The 14,998-nt window shown below is 67.4% G+C and carries 8 protein-coding genes and 5 pseudogenes; 4 read left to right on the plus strand and 9 right to left on the minus strand.

Annotation, left to right across the window (positions count from 1 at the left end):
- Positions 1-8 precede the first annotated feature (8 nt).
- Positions 9-1,433, minus strand: coding sequence for an exodeoxyribonuclease VII large subunit (gene xseA / locus AC0IX7_RS14585; RefSeq protein ID WP_471812548.1), 1,425 nt, complete (start codon positions 1,431-1,433; stop codon positions 9-11).
- Here xseA and purD point away from each other — a divergent pair.
- Positions 1,432-2,687, plus strand: a pseudogene (gene purD / locus AC0IX7_RS14590) (phosphoribosylamine--glycine ligase); the annotation flags it as partial. The gene xseA and the pseudogene purD sit on opposite strands and share 2 nt — an antisense overlap.
- A 158-nt stretch (positions 2,688-2,845) precedes the next feature.
- On the opposite strand, the gene AC0IX7_RS14595 reads toward purD, so the two are convergent.
- A complete protein-coding gene (locus AC0IX7_RS14595) occupies positions 2,846-3,190 on the minus strand; it encodes a hypothetical protein (protein WP_471812549.1) in 345 nt (114 codons plus the stop codon).
- A gap of 153 nt (positions 3,191-3,343) precedes the next feature.
- On the opposite strand from AC0IX7_RS14595, the gene AC0IX7_RS14600 reads away from it, so the two are divergent.
- Together AC0IX7_RS14600 and AC0IX7_RS14605 are read left to right on the plus strand one after the other, a co-directional pair.
- Positions 3,344-3,640: a hypothetical protein gene (locus AC0IX7_RS14600; RefSeq protein WP_471812551.1), complete on the plus strand. Its 297-nt coding sequence runs from the start codon at positions 3,344-3,346 to the stop codon at positions 3,638-3,640.
- A 145-nt stretch (positions 3,641-3,785) separates the two neighbouring features.
- Positions 3,786-5,075, plus strand: coding sequence for an MlaA family lipoprotein (locus AC0IX7_RS14605; RefSeq protein ID WP_471812552.1), 1,290 nt, complete (start codon positions 3,786-3,788; stop codon positions 5,073-5,075).
- A gap of 397 nt (positions 5,076-5,472) precedes the next feature.
- Here AC0IX7_RS14605 and AC0IX7_RS14610 read toward each other — a convergent pair whose 3' ends face one another.
- Positions 5,473-6,771 carry a hemolysin family protein gene (locus tag AC0IX7_RS14610; protein WP_471812553.1) on the minus strand — a complete coding sequence of 433 codons (1,299 nt, stop codon included), beginning with the start codon at positions 6,769-6,771 and terminating at the stop codon, positions 5,473-5,475.
- Between the two features lie 183 nt (positions 6,772-6,954).
- Here AC0IX7_RS14610 and AC0IX7_RS14615 point away from each other — a divergent pair, with 183 nt between their 5' ends.
- The gene (locus tag AC0IX7_RS14615) at positions 6,955-7,626 is read left to right on the plus strand and encodes a YiaD family glycine zipper/OmpA-like lipoprotein (protein WP_471812555.1); all 672 of its coding nucleotides are present in this window, start codon (positions 6,955-6,957) and stop codon (positions 7,624-7,626) included.
- A gap of 147 nt (positions 7,627-7,773) precedes the next feature.
- On the opposite strand, the gene AC0IX7_RS14620 is transcribed toward AC0IX7_RS14615, so the two are convergent.
- The 6 genes and pseudogenes from AC0IX7_RS14620 to AC0IX7_RS14645 form a co-directional block, all read right to left on the minus strand.
- Positions 7,774-8,121: a tRNA-binding protein gene (locus tag AC0IX7_RS14620; RefSeq protein ID WP_471812557.1), complete on the minus strand. Its 348-nt coding sequence runs from the start codon at positions 8,119-8,121 to the stop codon at positions 7,774-7,776.
- A pseudogene (locus AC0IX7_RS14625) lies at positions 8,108-8,781 on the minus strand (glutathione S-transferase family protein). The gene AC0IX7_RS14620 and the pseudogene AC0IX7_RS14625 overlap by 14 nt, the downstream one beginning before the upstream one ends.
- Positions 8,782-9,027: 246 nt before the next feature.
- Positions 9,028-9,228 carry a hypothetical protein gene (locus AC0IX7_RS14630; protein ID WP_471812558.1) on the minus strand — a complete coding sequence of 67 codons (201 nt, stop codon included), beginning with the start codon at positions 9,226-9,228 and terminating at the stop codon, positions 9,028-9,030.
- Positions 9,225-9,784 (minus strand): annotated as a pseudogene (locus AC0IX7_RS14635) (GltB/FmdC/FwdC-like GXGXG domain-containing protein). Before AC0IX7_RS14635 ends, AC0IX7_RS14630 begins: the two are co-directional and overlap by 4 nt.
- Positions 9,775-13,588: pseudogene (gltB, locus tag AC0IX7_RS14640) on the minus strand (glutamate synthase large subunit). Before gltB ends, AC0IX7_RS14635 begins: the two co-directional pseudogenes overlap by 10 nt.
- Positions 13,546-14,987, minus strand: a pseudogene (locus AC0IX7_RS14645) (NAD(P)-dependent oxidoreductase). Before AC0IX7_RS14645 ends, gltB begins: the two co-directional pseudogenes overlap by 43 nt.
- Positions 14,988-14,998: the final 11 nt, after the last annotated feature.

Genomic DNA, 14,998 nt, shown 5'->3' on the forward strand with positions numbered 1-14,998 from the left:
GGTCTTCTCTACAGCAGGGTGGGCTGGCGTGGCGCCGGATCGGGCGCGGCCTTCGCCTTGGGGGCAGCATAGGTTTTGGCGGCGGGGCGCTCAAGGCCGGTGTCCGCCACCGCGTCCACCACGCCGTCGCGGAAGTGAAGCGTTAGCGTCCCCGCGTCGCGCGCGGACTTGGCGGAGGCGAGCGTCTCGCCGCCGGGACGCGCGGTGACGCGGGCATAGCCGCGGTCGAGGATCGCGTCGGGGTTGAGCGACTGGACGAGGCGCCACGTCGCGTCGAGCTGCGCGCGCTTCGCTTCGAGTTTGCGTTCGAGGGTGGCGGGACGGAGCGCTGCGCCGGAACGATCGAGACTGCCGCGCGCGAGGGTCAGGCGACGCTCCAGCCCGCGATCGAGACGCTGGCCGAAGTCGTCGGCGCGCTGGCGCTGAGGCCCGAGCAGCTGGTCGCGCTTCGGCAGCAACCGCGCCAGTGCATCAAGCCGCTCGCGGCCACGCTCGACATGACGGCGGGCGCAGCGTTCGGTGCGGTTGCGGTGGCTGTCGATCGTCAGCCGCAGGTCGGCGAGCACGGGCACCGCGATCTCGGCCGCCGCGGTCGGCGTCGGCGCGCGCAGGTCGGCGGCGAAATCGCACAAAGTGGTGTCGGTCTCGTGGCCCACGGCGGAGATGATCGGGATCGTACACGCCGCCACAGCACGCACGACGACCTCCTCGTTGAACGACCACAGATCCTCGACCGAGCCCCCGCCGCGCGCGACGATGACGAGGTCGGGGCGCGGCACCGGCCCGCCAGGGACGAGCGCGTCGAATCCGCGCACCGCGGCGGCGATCTCGGCCGCCGAGCCCTCGCCCTGCACCTTCACCGGCCAAACGATGACGTGCGTCGGGCAGCGATCCTCCAGCCGGTGGAGGATGTCGCGGATGACAGCACCCGTGCCCGAGGTGACGACGCCGATCACCTTCGGCATGAACGGCAGGCGCTTTTTCCGCGTACCGTCGAACAGCCCCTCGCCCGCCAGCTTCGCCTTCAGCTTCTCGAGCAGCGCCATCAGCGCGCCCGCGCCCGCCAGTTCCATCCGCTCGATGACGATCTGGTATTTCGAGCGCCCGGGATAGGTGGTGAGCTTGCCGGTCGCGATCACCTCGATGCCGTCCTGCGGCACGAACGCGAGGCTCGACGCATTGCCCTTCCAGATGACGCCGTCGATCACCGCCTGGTCGTCCTTGAGCGACATATAGCAATGCCCGGAGGCGACGCGCTTCCACCCCGAGATCTCGCCGCGCAGGCGGACATGGCCGAACTCGCCCTCGACCATCCGCTTCAGCTTGAAGGCGAGTTCGCCGACCGACATCGCCAGTGCGTTGTCGCCGGGGACTTGCTCGGCTACCAGCCGCCCCATGTCGCTGGACAATTCATCGGAAAAGGGATCGGGCATGAACGTCCTGCTGCTGGGCTCGGGGGTCGCGAACATGCGCTCGCGTGGAAGCTGGTGCAATCGAGAGGCCTCGATACGCTGTATGCCGCGCCGGGCAACCCCGGGATCGCGCGCATTGCGACGCTCGTGCCGCTGGATGCGACGGATCATGCCGCCGTCGTCGCGTTCGTGCGCGAGCATGACGTCGGGCTGGTCGTGATCGGGCCCGAAGCGCCGCTGGTCGACGGGCTGGCGGACACGTGCCGCGCGGCGGACATTCCGGTGTTCGGGCCCTCGAAGGCGGCGGCGCAACTCGAGGGGTCGAAGGGCTTCACCAAGGATCTGTGCCTGCGCGCCGGCATCCCGACCGCGGGCTATGTCCGTGTGAAGACGCGCGAAGAGGCGGATGCCGCGCTCGCCCGCACCTTCTCGTTGCCGGTCGTCATCAAGGCAGACGGCCTCGCCGCCGGCAAGGGCGTGGTCATCGCGTTCAGCGCTGCCGAGGCCGATGCTGCGCTCGACGCGCTGTTCACCGACGGGGAAGCCGAGGCGGTGATCGAGGAATTCCTCGAGGGCGAGGAGGCGAGCCTCTTCGTGCTGACCGACGGCGTGACGTTGATGCCGTTCGGCTCCGCGCAGGATCACAAGCGCGTCGGCGAAGGCGATACCGGGCCGAACACCGGCGGGATGGGCGCGTACAGCCCTGCCCTCGTGCTGACGCCCGCGCTGGAAAAGCGCGCGATCGACGAGATCGTCGCGCCGACCGTCACGGCGATGGCGGCGGAGGGCGCTCCGTTCTCGGGCGTGCTGTATGCGGGGCTGATGCTGACGCCGCAGGGGCCGAAGCTGATCGAATATAATGCGCGGTTCGGGGATCCCGAGACGCAGGTGCTGATGATGCGCTTCCAGGGCGACCTGCTCGCGACGATGCTGGCGGTGGCGGAAGGACGGCTCGGCGAGATGCCCGCGGCGAAGTTCAGCGACGAGACTGCGCTGACGGTGGTGATGGCGGCTGAGGGCTATCCGGGTACGCCCAAGGCGGGCGGCGCGATCGTAGGGCTGTACTCGGCGCGGGCGGCCGGCGGCACGGTGTTCCATGCCGGCACGCGGATCGAGGATGGCGGGCTGGTCGCGTCGGGCGGGCGCGTGCTCGCGGTGACCGCGACCGGCGACGACGTCGCGACGGCGCAGGCGAACGCCTATCGCGCGGTCGAGGCGATCGATTTCGCGGAAGGCTTCTACCGCCGCGACATTGGCTGGCGCGAGATCGCGCGGGGGCGTAATCCAGTCCTGATCCTCGCCCGCCAGGGGGGTGGCTGGCGCTTGCCAGAAGGAGGGGGAAGGGGTACCTCTGTTCCGTGCCCTCCCCCTCCGTCACCTTCGGCGACACCTCCCCCTGGCGGGGGAGGATCAGACATGGGTACCTAACCCAATTACCTCTCGCCGCCTCCCTCGCGTGGCGCTACGAGTATGAGCATGAACGAAACTTCCGCGACCTCTGCCTCGGGCATGAGCCTGCTGCCCGACGGCATCGCCACGCTGACCGCGATCCACTTCACGATCATCGCCGTGGTGGCGGTGCTCGTCGTGATCGGCCTGATCTGGGGCATCAAGGCGAAACGCAGCCGGGTGAAGGCGTCGCGCGACGTGATCGCGAATGCCAAGGAAGCCGGCGTCGCCCCTGTGCCGGTCGAGTCGCCGCGCGCGCAGGCTGCCGAGCCGGCCCCGTCGCGCCGGCTCCAGCCGAGCCGCGCAGGGCCGAGCAGTCCCAGAGGCAAACGCGGACGGTCGCTCCCACCCCGGCACCATCGCCATCGCCATCGCCATCGCCCCCGATCGAGCGCACTGCCCCGCCCGCCGCGCCGCAGCCGCCGATCATCGACGAACCCGCCCCCACACCGTTGGCGCCCAGCCCGGCTCCCGAGCCAGCGGTGCCGGCCTCGGCCGAACCCGCCCCGATCGCCCCTCCCGTGTCCGCGCAATCCTACGCCGATGGTCCGGTGACGCAGTTGAAGGGACTCGGCCCCAAGGTCGCCACGCAGCTCGGCGCATTTGGAGTCACGACGGTCGGCCAGATGGCCGCGCTGTCGGAGAGCGAGGCGCAGTCGATCGACGCACAGCTCGGCAATTTCACCGGACGGATGGGGCGCGATCGCTGGATCGAACAGGCGCGGTTGCTGGCGGCCGGCGACAAGGCAGGCTTCGAGGCGGTGTTCGGCAAGCTGTAACCCGCGTCGGTCGATCGACCGGCAGCACGACACGCGCACGCGGCGGATGTCGATTGGCTCTATGCCGCGCGGTCGGCGACGGGCATGTCACGCGGTGTCGCACCTCGAAGTATGAGGGCGGTGTTAGACAGGGCGATGAGTGCACATGCTGGCAATGATGAGTGCGATGCTGCTGACCACCGTGCCGGTGCTGCCGACGACCGGACCGGTCGCGCTGCCCGGCGCGACGCCATCGCCGTTCGCCGGCGATTTCCCCGTATCGGCGTCGATCCCCGTAACACTTCCCGTATCGTTGCCGATATCGATGGCGACGTCCCCTCTGGCCCTGATCGGCTCGCTGCCAGCCGTCGAGTTTTCGCCGCAGGGGCTTCCCACGCAGGCGATTCCTCCGGTCGGCCCGCCACCGCTGCGCACGCCGGCGACCGAGCGTGGCACGCAGACCGACATCATCGTCACAGGCCGCAAGGAGAGCGCGGGCGATCCGCTGCGCGCGGCCAACGCCGAATCGTTCGCGGTGACGCAGAAGGTCGACGACGCGGTGATCGGCCCGGTCGCGCGGACCTACAAGAAGACCGTGCCGAGCCCGATCCGGCGCGGCATCCACAATTTCCTCTACAATCTGCGCGAGCCGATCGTCTTCCTGAACTTCCTGCTGCAGCTCAAGCCGGGCAAGGCGGCGGAGACGGTCGGGCGGTTCGCGATCAACTCGACGATCGGCGCGGTCGGCGTGATCGACATGGCCAAGCGCAAGCCGTTCCGCCTGCCGCGGCGTTCGAACGGGTTCGCCAACACGCTCGGCTATTACGGCGTGAAGAACGGCCCGTTCCTGTTCCTGCCGCTGGTCGGACCGACGACGGTGCGCGACCTTCTCGGCGGCGCGGTCGACCGCCTGATCCTGCCGGTCGGCATCGGCAAGCCCTTCACCAGCGCGACCTACACGATCCCCGCGGGTATCCTCGGCGCGCTCGATCACCGGTCGGAGTTCGACCAGACGCTGAAGGACCTGCACGACAATTCGCCCGATCCATACGCGGCGACGCGGGCCTTCTATCTCAACCGGCGCCAAGCGGAGATCGACCATCTCCACGGGCGCGTCGAGGGCGATCCGGCGGGCATGTCGGGACCACCGCCTAGCGTGGTGCCGTTCGTGCCGAAATATCTGGAGCCTGGCGCCGCGGCCGATTCGGGGACGGTCTCGGCGGTGCCGGGCGAGAGTTCCAGCGGTGCGCCGGCCGTCGATGTGCCGGCGGCGGCTCCCGCGGTTGCTGCTCCCGGCGTCGATGTACCTGCGGCGGCGCCCGCGGCGGCTCCTCCCGGTGGCGATGTGCCGGCGGCGGCGCCCGCGGCGGCTGCTCCCGGCGTCGGTGTACCTGCGGCGGCGCCCGCGACTGCTCCCGGTGGCGACGCGACCAGCGGATCCGAAGCTCGTCTCTGAACGAAGGAGGGGCCTTACCGCCTCCCTCCGTTCGTGCTGAGTAGAGACCGAGTAGCTCCGTCAGGAGCGTATCGAGGGCTCGTATCGAAGCATGGGTCCCGCGGCCAATGTCCTTCGATACGCCGCTTCGACAAGCTCAGCAGCTACTCAGGACGAACGGGTTGTGAAGATCAGCGTGCCGGCAGCTAACGAGCGACGGGAGCGACCAATTTACCCCTAAACCACTCTCATCCCCCGCCCCGACGCACGTCACCCCAGCGTACGCTGGGGTCTCCAGGTTGGGATAGATCGCGCATCAAACGGGGATATCCCAGCTTCCGCTGGGATGACGGGATTTGGAGGCGGCGGGCTCGCCCATGCACCGTGAGTTCTCCTGGCAACGCAGGAGAACCAGCCCTCAGACCTCGCTCACCAGGAGCTTGTCGATCCGCCGCCCGTCCAGATCGACGATCTCGAACTTCCAGCCCTGCTCGACGAAGCTCTCGCCCTCACCCGGCAAATGGCGGAACACCGACAGCGCGAGGCCAGCCACCGTGGCATAGTCGCGGTCCTCGGGCAGGTCGATGCCGAGGCGATCGGCGAGCGCATCCGCCGCCATCGTCCCCGCTACCAGCAGCGAGCCGTCGTCGCGGACCACCACCGAGGGCGCATCGTCCGGATCCGAGTCCGACTTGAACTCGCCGGCGATCGCCGCGAGCAGGTCGGCCGGCGTGACGATGCCTTCGAAATGGCCGTACTCGTCGTGGATCAGCGCCATTGGCACCTCGGCCTCGCGCAACGCCAGCAATGCGTCCATCGCGTCGATCTGGTCGATCACGACCGGCGCCTTGCGCATCAGCGCGCGCAGGTCGATCGGCTCGCCGCGGAACAGTGCCGCAGCGATGTCGCGCGCCTGGACCACGCCCTTGACCGCATCGATCGAGCCTTCGCCGACCGGCAGGCGGGTGTGCTGCGACGCGAGCAAAGTCTCGCGGATCTCGTCGGGGCCCCAGTCGCAGTCGAGCCAGTCGATCTCGGTGCGCGGCGTCATCACTTCGCGGACCGGACGATCCGCGAGGCGGACGACGCCCGAGATGATCGAGCGCTCATGCTCCTCGATGATCCCCGACTTCGACGCCTCGGCGACGATCATGTGGAGCTCTTCGGCGGTGACGTGCTCTTCCGATTCGCGGTTCAGACGAAGCAGCTTGAAGATCAGCGCGCTGGTCGAATCGAGCACCAGCACGATCGGCGCGGTGCCGATCGCGAGCCAGCGCATCACCGGCGCCATGAACGAGGCGATCGCCTCGGGCGCCCGCAGCGCGAACTGCTTGGGGACGAGCTCGCCGATGATCAGCGACGCGTAGGTGGTCAGGCCGATGACGATCGCGAACCCGACGGTCTCGGCGGTCGAGGCCGACAGCCCCCAGGCCTGCAACCGCGCGGCGGTCGGCATGCCGAGGCTGGAGCCCGAATAGGCACCGGCCAGGATGCCGATCAGTGTGATCCCGATCTGCACGGTCGAGAGGAACTTGCCGGGGTCGGCGGCGAGCACCAGCGCGGCGCGCGCGCCCTTCTTGCCGGAGCGCGCCATCGCCTCGAGCCGGGCTTTGCGCGCGGAGACGATCGCGAGTTCGCTCATGGCGAACACACCGTTCAACGCGACCAGCGCGAGGATGATCGCGACGTCGATCCAGGGAAGGGGAAGCGGTGCCATTGGCTCCGCGTCTCTTTGCAGGACAACGGCCCGTCGCACAACCGTCCTTGCGCATGCTCGACATTACGCCGCCAAGATGGTCAGGCTCGGTTCAGTGCGCAGGCGGAACAATCGTCGCTACACCGGGTTATCGGCCGTATCGGGCATAACGCCGTCATCGATCATGTCTCAGGGAGTTTATCTATGAAAACCAAGATGTTCGCAGGTGCCGCAATCGCCGCACTGATCGCCACCAGCGGCTGCACCACCGATCCGGAGACCGGTCGCCAGACGATTTCAAAGACTGCCCTGGGCGGCATCGGCGGCGCACTCGGCGGCTATCTGCTCGGCGACGTGGTCGGCGGTCGTCGCGACCGTACCGAGAAGCTGCTCGGCGCGGGCATCGGCGGCCTGGCGGGTGCGGGTATCGGCGCGTACATGGACAAGCAGGAGCGCGACCTGCGCGCACGCACCGCAGGGACCGACGTGCAGGTGATCCGCCAGGGCGACGACCTGGTGCTCAACATCCTGTCGGGCATCACCTTCGCCTATGATAGCGCGACGGTGCAGCCGCAGTTCCAGCGCACGCTCGATCAGGTCGCGGATACGCTGTCGCAGTACAACCAGACCTATATCGACGTGTACGGCCACACCGATTCGACCGGCAGCGACGCGTACAACCAGACGCTGTCGGAACGCCGGGCGCGCTCGGTCGCCGATTATCTGGCGGGCCACGGCGTCCAGACGGCCCGCATCGGCACGCGCGGTTACGGCGAGACGCAGCCGATCGCGTCGAACGATACCGATGCGGGCCGCGCTGCGAACCGTCGCGTCGAGGTGAAGATCGTCCCGATCACGCAGAGCGACATGCGCTAGTAAGCGCTGAGCCTGATCCTCTCCCGCAAAGGGGAGGTGTTGCCGAAGGCGACGGAGGGGGAGGGGAGGACACGGAACCGAGGTTTCCTTTCCTCCCCTCCGTCTGGCAAAGGCCAGCCACCTCCCCTGGCGGGGGAGGATCATTTTTCAGAACAGCCGCCCGCCGTTCGGGACTTGTCCGGTCGGCGAGATCAGCACCACCTTGCCGTCCGCGTCGGGGAAGCCGAGCGTCAGAACCTCCGACATCATCGGGCCGATCTGGCGCGGCGGGAAGTTGACCACCGCCGCAACCTGGCGGCCGACCAGAGTCTCCGGCGTATAATGCTCGGTGATCTGCGCGGAGGAGCGCTTCACGCCGATTGCCGCCCCAAAATCGATCCGGAGCTTGAACGCGGGTTTCCGTGCTTCGGGGAAGGGTTCGGCCTCGACGATCGTGCCGACGCGGATATCGACCTTCTCGAAGTCGGGGTAGGCGATCTGCTCAGAAATCGACATTGTCGTAGTGCGCAGGCGGTGAGATCAGCTCCATCCGTTCGGACAGCAGCGGGCGGAAGCTCGGACGACTCTTGAAGCCGCGATACCAGCGCGCGGTCTGGTCGTGGCCCTTCCAGTCGATCCCGCCGAGATAATCGGTGACCGAGATCTGCGCGGCGGCCGCCAGATCGGCGAGGCTCATCGTCGCGCCGCCGAGCCAGTTCCGGTGATCGAGCAGGTAGTCCATGTAATCGAGATGCCCGACCGCGGCCTTCATCGCCTCGCGCAGACCCTTGGCGTCGGGCGCGGCGCGGTGCGCGAGGCGCTTGACCATGCGCTCGTGGAGCAGTGGGCCGGTGACGTCGCGGTAGAAATGCGTGTCAAACCAGGTCACCAGACGGCGGATCTCGGCGCGGTTGGTCGCGGTGCCGTTGATCATCGCCGCCTTCTCGACGGTCTCCTCGAAGAATTCGCAGATCGCCATCGAATCGATGAGGGGGCGACGCCGCGCGACGCGTCGACCATCACCGGGGTCTGTCCGGCGGGGTTCATGTCCATGAACTCGTCGCGGCGATCCCAAGGCGATCTCGCGCACCAGCTCGTAGCCGACCCCTTCTCGCCCAGCAGCAGGCGCACCTTTCGCGAAAAGGGACACAGGGGAAATTGATAAAGCTGCCACATGCCCTTCGTTTAGGCGGTGGGGGGCGGCTGTGTCACTAGCTCGGGTTGGTCGTCGAGTAAGAAGATTTGGTTCACGCGGAGGCGCGGAGACGCGGAGGTGTTGCGTTCGGCGCGAGCGAAGCTCCTTCGTCACCAATCGCAATAAGAGAGATGCAGAGGGAATTTAGCTCCGCGTCTCCGCGTCTCCGCGTGAACCAATCTTACTGGTGCCCTCCCCGGCGGACACCGGGGAGGGAAGACGGCATCCTACTCCGCCGCGACTAACTCCGCGCTGTCATCGAGCGGATGGCTCAGGCGGGTGAGCATTTCCTTCGGGACGATCTGCCAGAAATGCGGCGCGACGCCGTCCCAGTCCTCGAGCAGGCCCTTGGACCATTTGCTGTCAGTGGTGTCGGCATGGTCGCGGACCAGGTCGAGCAGGACGTCGGCCCAGTGCAGCGATTTCACGCGGTCCCAGGTGATGTTCTCGGGGTTGGCGCGCTTTTCGAACGTGCCGTCGGGATCGTAGACGAACGCCATCCCCCGGTCATGCCCGCGCCGAAGTTCGCGCCGACCTTGCCCAGCACCACAGCGATACCGTTGGTCATGTATTCGCAGCCGTTCGCGCCACAGCCCTCCACGACCACGCTCGCGCCCGAATTGCGCACCGCGAAGCGCTCGCCCGCCTGCCCCGCCGCGAACAGCCGGCCCGACGTCGCGCCGTACAGCACGGTGTTGCCGATGATCGTGTTGTCCTGGCTCGCGAGCGGCGAACTCACCGCCGGCCGCACGATGATCGTGCCGCCCGAAAGCCCTTGCCGACATAGTCGTTCGAGATCGCCGAACACTTCGAGCGTGATCCCCTTGCACAGGAACGCGCCGAGCGACTGCCCCGCAGACCCCGCAACCGGATCGTGACGTGATCGTCCGCCAGCGTCGACATGCCGAACTTCCGCGTGATCTCGCTCGACAACCGCGTACCGACCGCGCGGTGCGTGTTGCGCACCGAATAGGTCAGCTGCATCTTCTCCCGCGCGAGAACACCGCCGCCGCGTCCTTGATGATCTGCGCGTCGAGGCTATCGGGCACCTCGTTGCGGAACGTCGACAGCGAGAACCGGCGCTGCAGATCGTCGGCATCGACCTTCGCCAGGATCGGATTCAGATCGAGATCGTCGAGATGCTCGGCTCCGCGGCTCACCTGTCGCAACAGCTCGGTCCGCCCGATCACGTCGTCGAGGCTCTTCACCCCCAGCCGCGCCAGGATGTCGCGCACCTCTTCGGCGATGAAGGTCATCAGGTTGATCACCTTCTCGGGCGTCCCCACGAACTTCTGCCGCAGCGCATCGTTCTGCGTGCAGATCCCGACCGGGCACGTGTTCGAGTGGCATTGCCGCACCATGATGCACCCCATCGCCACCAGCGACAGCGTGCCGATCCCATATTCCTCCGCACCCAGGATCGCCGCGATCACGATGTCGCGCCCGGTCTTCAGCCCGCCATCGGTGCGCAACCGCACGCGACCGCGCAGGCCGTTGAGCGTCAGCACCTGGTTGACCTCCGACAGGCCCATTTCCCACGGCGTGCCGGCATATTTGATCGAGGTCTGCGGCGACGCGCCCGTCCCGCCGACATGCCCGGCGATCAGGATCACGTCGGCATGCGCCTTCGCGACGCCCGCCGCGACCGTGCCGATCCCCGCCGAGCTGACGAGCTCACACACACCCGCGCCCGCGGGTTGATCTGCTTCAGGTCGTAGATCAGCTGCGCCAGATCCTCGATCGAGTAGATGTCGTGATGCGGCGGCGGCGAAATCAGCGTCACGCCCGGCGTCGCATGGCGCAGCTTGGCGATGAACTCGGTCACCTTGAAGCCGGGCAGCTGGCCGCCCTCGCCGGGTTTCGCCCCCTGCGCGACCTTGACCTCGATCTCCTCGCACGCGTTCAGATATTCGGCCGTGACGCCGAACCGCCCGCTCGCGATCTGCTTGATCGTCGAGTTCGCATTGTCGCCGTTCGCATAGGGCACGAAGCGCGACTTGTCCTCGCCGCCCTCGCCCGACACCGCCTTCGCGCCGATCCGGTTCATCGCAATCGCCAGCGTCTCGTGCGCCTCGGGGAGAGCGCGCCGAGCGACATGCCCGGCGTCACGAAGCGCTTGCGGATCTCGGTGATCGCCTCGACCTGGTCGACCGGCACGCCTTCAGCGGGGAAGTTGAACTGGAGCAGATCGCGCAAATACACCGGCGGCAGGTCCGACACGCCGCGCGAGAATTGCAGATAGCTCGTATAGCTGTCGGTCGCGACTGCGGTCTGGAGCAGGTGCATCAGTTGCGCGGAATAGGCGTGCGTCTCGCCGGTGTGGCGCTGGCGATAGAAGCCGCCGATCGGCAACGTCGCGACCGCCGGATCGAACGCCGCTTCGTGGCGGTCGGTCGCGTTGACGTGCAACGACGCATAGCCCTCGCCGCTGATCTTGGCGGGCATGCCGGGGAACAGGTCGTTGACCAGGCTGCGCGAGAGGCCAACCGCCTCGAAATTATAGCCGCCGCGGTAGGACGAGATGACCGCAATGCCCATCTTCGACATGATCTTGAGTAGCCCCTCCTCGACCGCGACGCGGTGACGGCGAAGGCATTCGGCCAGCTCCAGATCGCCGAACAGCCCGCGCGACTGGCGATCGACGATCGCGGCCTCGGCGAGGTAGGCGTTCACGGTGGTCGCACCGACGCCGATCAGCACCGCGTAATAATGCGTGTCGAGGCACTCGGCCGAGCGAACGTTTATCGACGCGTAGGACCGGAGCCCGCGGCGGACGAGGTGCGTGTGGACGGCCGCCACCGCGAGCACGCCGGCGATGCCGACGCGGTCTTCGCTGATCGCCTCGTCGGTGAGGAAGATCTCGCTCTTGCCCTGCCGCACCGCCTGTTCGGCCTCGTTGCGGATCCGCTGGATCGCCGCGCGCAGCTTCTCCGGTCCACCGCCGACCTCGAACGTGCAGTCGATCTCGGCAACCGCATTGCCGAAATGCGCCTTCAGTCGCGCCCAATGCTCGCCCGTCAGCACCGGCGAATCGAGCACCAGAACGCGCTCGCGCTGGTCGCGCACGTCGAGGATGTTGGCCAGATTGCCGAACCGCGTCTTCAGCGACATCACGTGCCGCTCACGTAGCGGATCGATCGGCGGGTTGGTGACCTGCGAGAAGTTCTGGCGGAAGAACTGGCTGATCAGCCGCGGCTTGTCCGAAATCACCGCGAGCGGCGTGTCGTCGCCCATCGAGCCGATCGCTTCCTTCGCGGATTCGACCATCGGCGACAGGATCAGTTCCATGTCCTCCATCGTCTGCCCCGCCGCGACCTGGCGGCGCGCGAGTTCGGCGCGATCGTAGCGCACCACCGCATCCTCCACCGACGGCAGATCGGCGAGCGTGTGGAATTCGCCGATCATTGCGGCGTAGTCCGCCTCGCCGGAGATGCGATCCTTCACTTCGCGATCCTGGAGCAGACGCCCTTCGTCGAGGTCGACCGCGATCATCTCACCTGGTCCCAGGCGGCCCTTAGCAACGATAGTCGATTCAGGAACGACGACCATCCCGCTCTCCGACCCGACGATCAGCAGGCCGTCGGAGGTCAGCGTATAGCGCAGCGGACGAAGCGCGTTGCGGTCCATGCCCGCGACCGCCCAGCGGCCATCGGTCATCGCGAGCGCGGCCGGGCCATCCCAAGGCTCCATCACGCTCGCGAGATACTGGTACATCGCGGTATGCTCGGGCGGCATGTCCGGGCTGGCGGCTTCGGGCACGAGCATCAGCTTGGCGGTCGGCGCATCGCGGCCCGACCGGCAGATCGCCTCGAACACCGCGTCCAATGCCGCGGTGTCGGAAGCGCCGGCGGGGATCACCGGCTTGATGTCCTCCGAATTGTCGCCGAACGCGAGGCTCGCCATCCGGATCTCGTGGCTGAGCATCCAGTTCTTGTTGCCGCGGATCGTGTTGATCTCGCCGTTATGCGCAAGGCAGCGGAACGGCTGCGCCAGCCACCATTGCGGGAAGGTGTTGGTCGAATAGCGCTGATGGAAGATCGCGACGCGGCTTTCGAAGCGCTGGTCGCACAAATCGGGGTAGAATACCGACAGCGATTCGGCGAGGAACAGCCCCTTGTAGATGATCGAGCGGCACGACAGCGAGCAGATGTAGAAGCCCTGGATCTGCGCCGCGATCACGCGCTTCTCAATGCGGCGACGGACGAGATACAGCGTCTTTTCGAACTCGGCGGCGTCCTGCTCTTCGGGCAGCGGTCCGGCGATCATGATCTGCTCGATCTCGGGGCGCGTCGCCTGCGCCTTCAGCCCGATCACCGACACGTCGACCGGCACCTGGCGCCAGCCATAGATGGTATAGCCCGCCTCGATGATCGCGCTCTCGACGATCGTCCGGCAATCCTCCTGCGCGCCCAGATCGGTGCGCGGCAGGAAGATCATGCCGACCGCAAGCCGGTTCGGCCGCACCTTGTGCCCCGACGCAGCGACAGCATCGTCGAAGAACCGCAGCGGCAGATCGATGTGCAGCCCCGCGCCGTCACCGGTCTTGCCGTCCGCATCGACCGCGCCGCGGTGCCACACCGCCTTCAACGCATCGACCGCCGACTGCACGACGCGGCGCGACGCGCGCCCGTCGGTGGCGGCGACGAGGCCCACGCCGCACGCATCGCCCTCGAACTCGGGACGGTACATGCCTTCAGCAGCGAGGCGGGCGCGTTGATCGATCATCGGAAAACCCTGTTCGTTGCTCATGCCGCCACCTTCGCGTTCGCCGCCTTGGTCTTCAGCCATTTATGCATCGTCGCAGCCACGTCGCGACCGTCGCGGATCGCCCAGACGACAAGGCTGGCCCCGCGGACGATGTCGCCCGCCGCGAACACGCCGTCGAGGCTCGTCATGAGCGTCTTGCCGTCGACCAGCACGGTACCCCAGCGGCTCACGCCGAGCTCCGGCGTCGCGAACAAGGTCGGCAGATCCTCGGCATCGAATCCGAGCGCCTTGATGACCAAATCGGCGTCGACCGTATAATCGCCCGCCGGATCCGGTTCGGGCGCGCGGCGGCCGCTAGCATCGGGTGCGCCGAGACGCATTTTCCGCACCTTGACGCTCGATACCGTGTCGCCACCGTCGAAGCTCTGCGGCCCGGAGAGCCAGACGAACTCGACGCCCTCCTCCTCGGCATTGGCGACTTCACGCTGCGATCCGGGCATGTTGGCGCGGTCGCGGCGATAGAGGCATTTCACCGACTTGGCGCCCTGGCGGATCGCGGTCCGGACGCAGTCCATAGCGGTGTCGCCGCCGCCGATCACGACGACGTCCTTGCCCTCGGCGTTGAGGCTGCCGTCGTCGAATGCGGGACGGCATCGCCGAAGCCCTTGCGGTTCGAGGCGACAAGGAAGTCGAGTGCCGCGACCACGCCGTTCGCGTTCCCGCCGGGCAGGTCCATCGCGCGCGCCTTGTAAACGCCGGTCGCGATCAGCACCGCATCGTGGCGCTGGCGCAGATCGTCGAGGCTCGCATCGTGACCGACCGCGAAGCCTTCGTGAAAGACGATGCCAGCCGCCTTGAGACGCTCGACGCGCCGCATCACGATCGGCTTTTCGAGCTTGAACCCAGGGATGCCGTAGGTGAGCAGCCCGCCCGCCCGGTCGTAACGGTCATAGACATGCACGTCATAGCCATGCCCGCGCAGATATTCCGCCGCGGTCAGCCCGGCGGGCTCCGCGCCGATCACGCCGACCGACTGGCCGCGCGATCTACCCGGCACCAGCGGCTCGACCCAGCCATTCTCCCACGCGGTGTCGGTGATGAACTTCTCGACCGATCCGATCGTGACCGCGCCGTGGCCCGTGAATTCGATGACGCAATTGCCTTCGCACAGCCGGTCCTGCGGACAGATGCGCCCGCAGATTTCGGGCATGGTCGAGGTCGCGTTGCTCAGCTCATACGCCTCGCGCAGCCGGCCTTCCGCGGTCAGCCGAAGCCAGTCGGGGATGTGATTGTGTAGCGGACAATGGACCGAGCAATAGGGCACGCCGCATTGCGAACAGCGCCCGGCCTGTTCCTCGGCGGGCTCGACCGCGTATCGCTGCGCGATCTCGCGGAAATCCTCTTGCCGCTCGTCCGCGGTGCGCTTCGCCGGATAGGATTGCTCCCGTCCAACAAACTTTAGCATCGAATCGTTCGCCATACATGCCTCCG

This window comes from Sphingomonas sp. AC411 (assembly GCF_979253035.1).

What these genes read in the sequence shown, in the direction of transcription:
- xseA (WP_471812548.1), bottom strand. Translation starts at nt 1,433, where the DNA reads ATGCCCGATCCCTTTTCCGATGAATTGTCCAGCGACATGGGGCGGCTG.
- AC0IX7_RS14605 (WP_471812552.1), top strand. Translation starts at nt 3,786, where the DNA reads ATGCTGGCAATGATGAGTGCGATGCTGCTGACCACCGTGCCGGTGCTG.
- AC0IX7_RS14610 (WP_471812553.1), bottom strand. Translation starts at nt 6,771, where the DNA reads ATGGCACCGCTTCCCCTTCCCTGGATCGACGTCGCGATCATCCTCGCG.
- AC0IX7_RS14615 (WP_471812555.1), top strand. Translation starts at nt 6,955, where the DNA reads ATGAAAACCAAGATGTTCGCAGGTGCCGCAATCGCCGCACTGATCGCC.
- AC0IX7_RS14620 (WP_471812557.1), bottom strand. Translation starts at nt 8,121, where the DNA reads ATGTCGATTTCTGAGCAGATCGCCTACCCCGACTTCGAGAAGGTCGAT.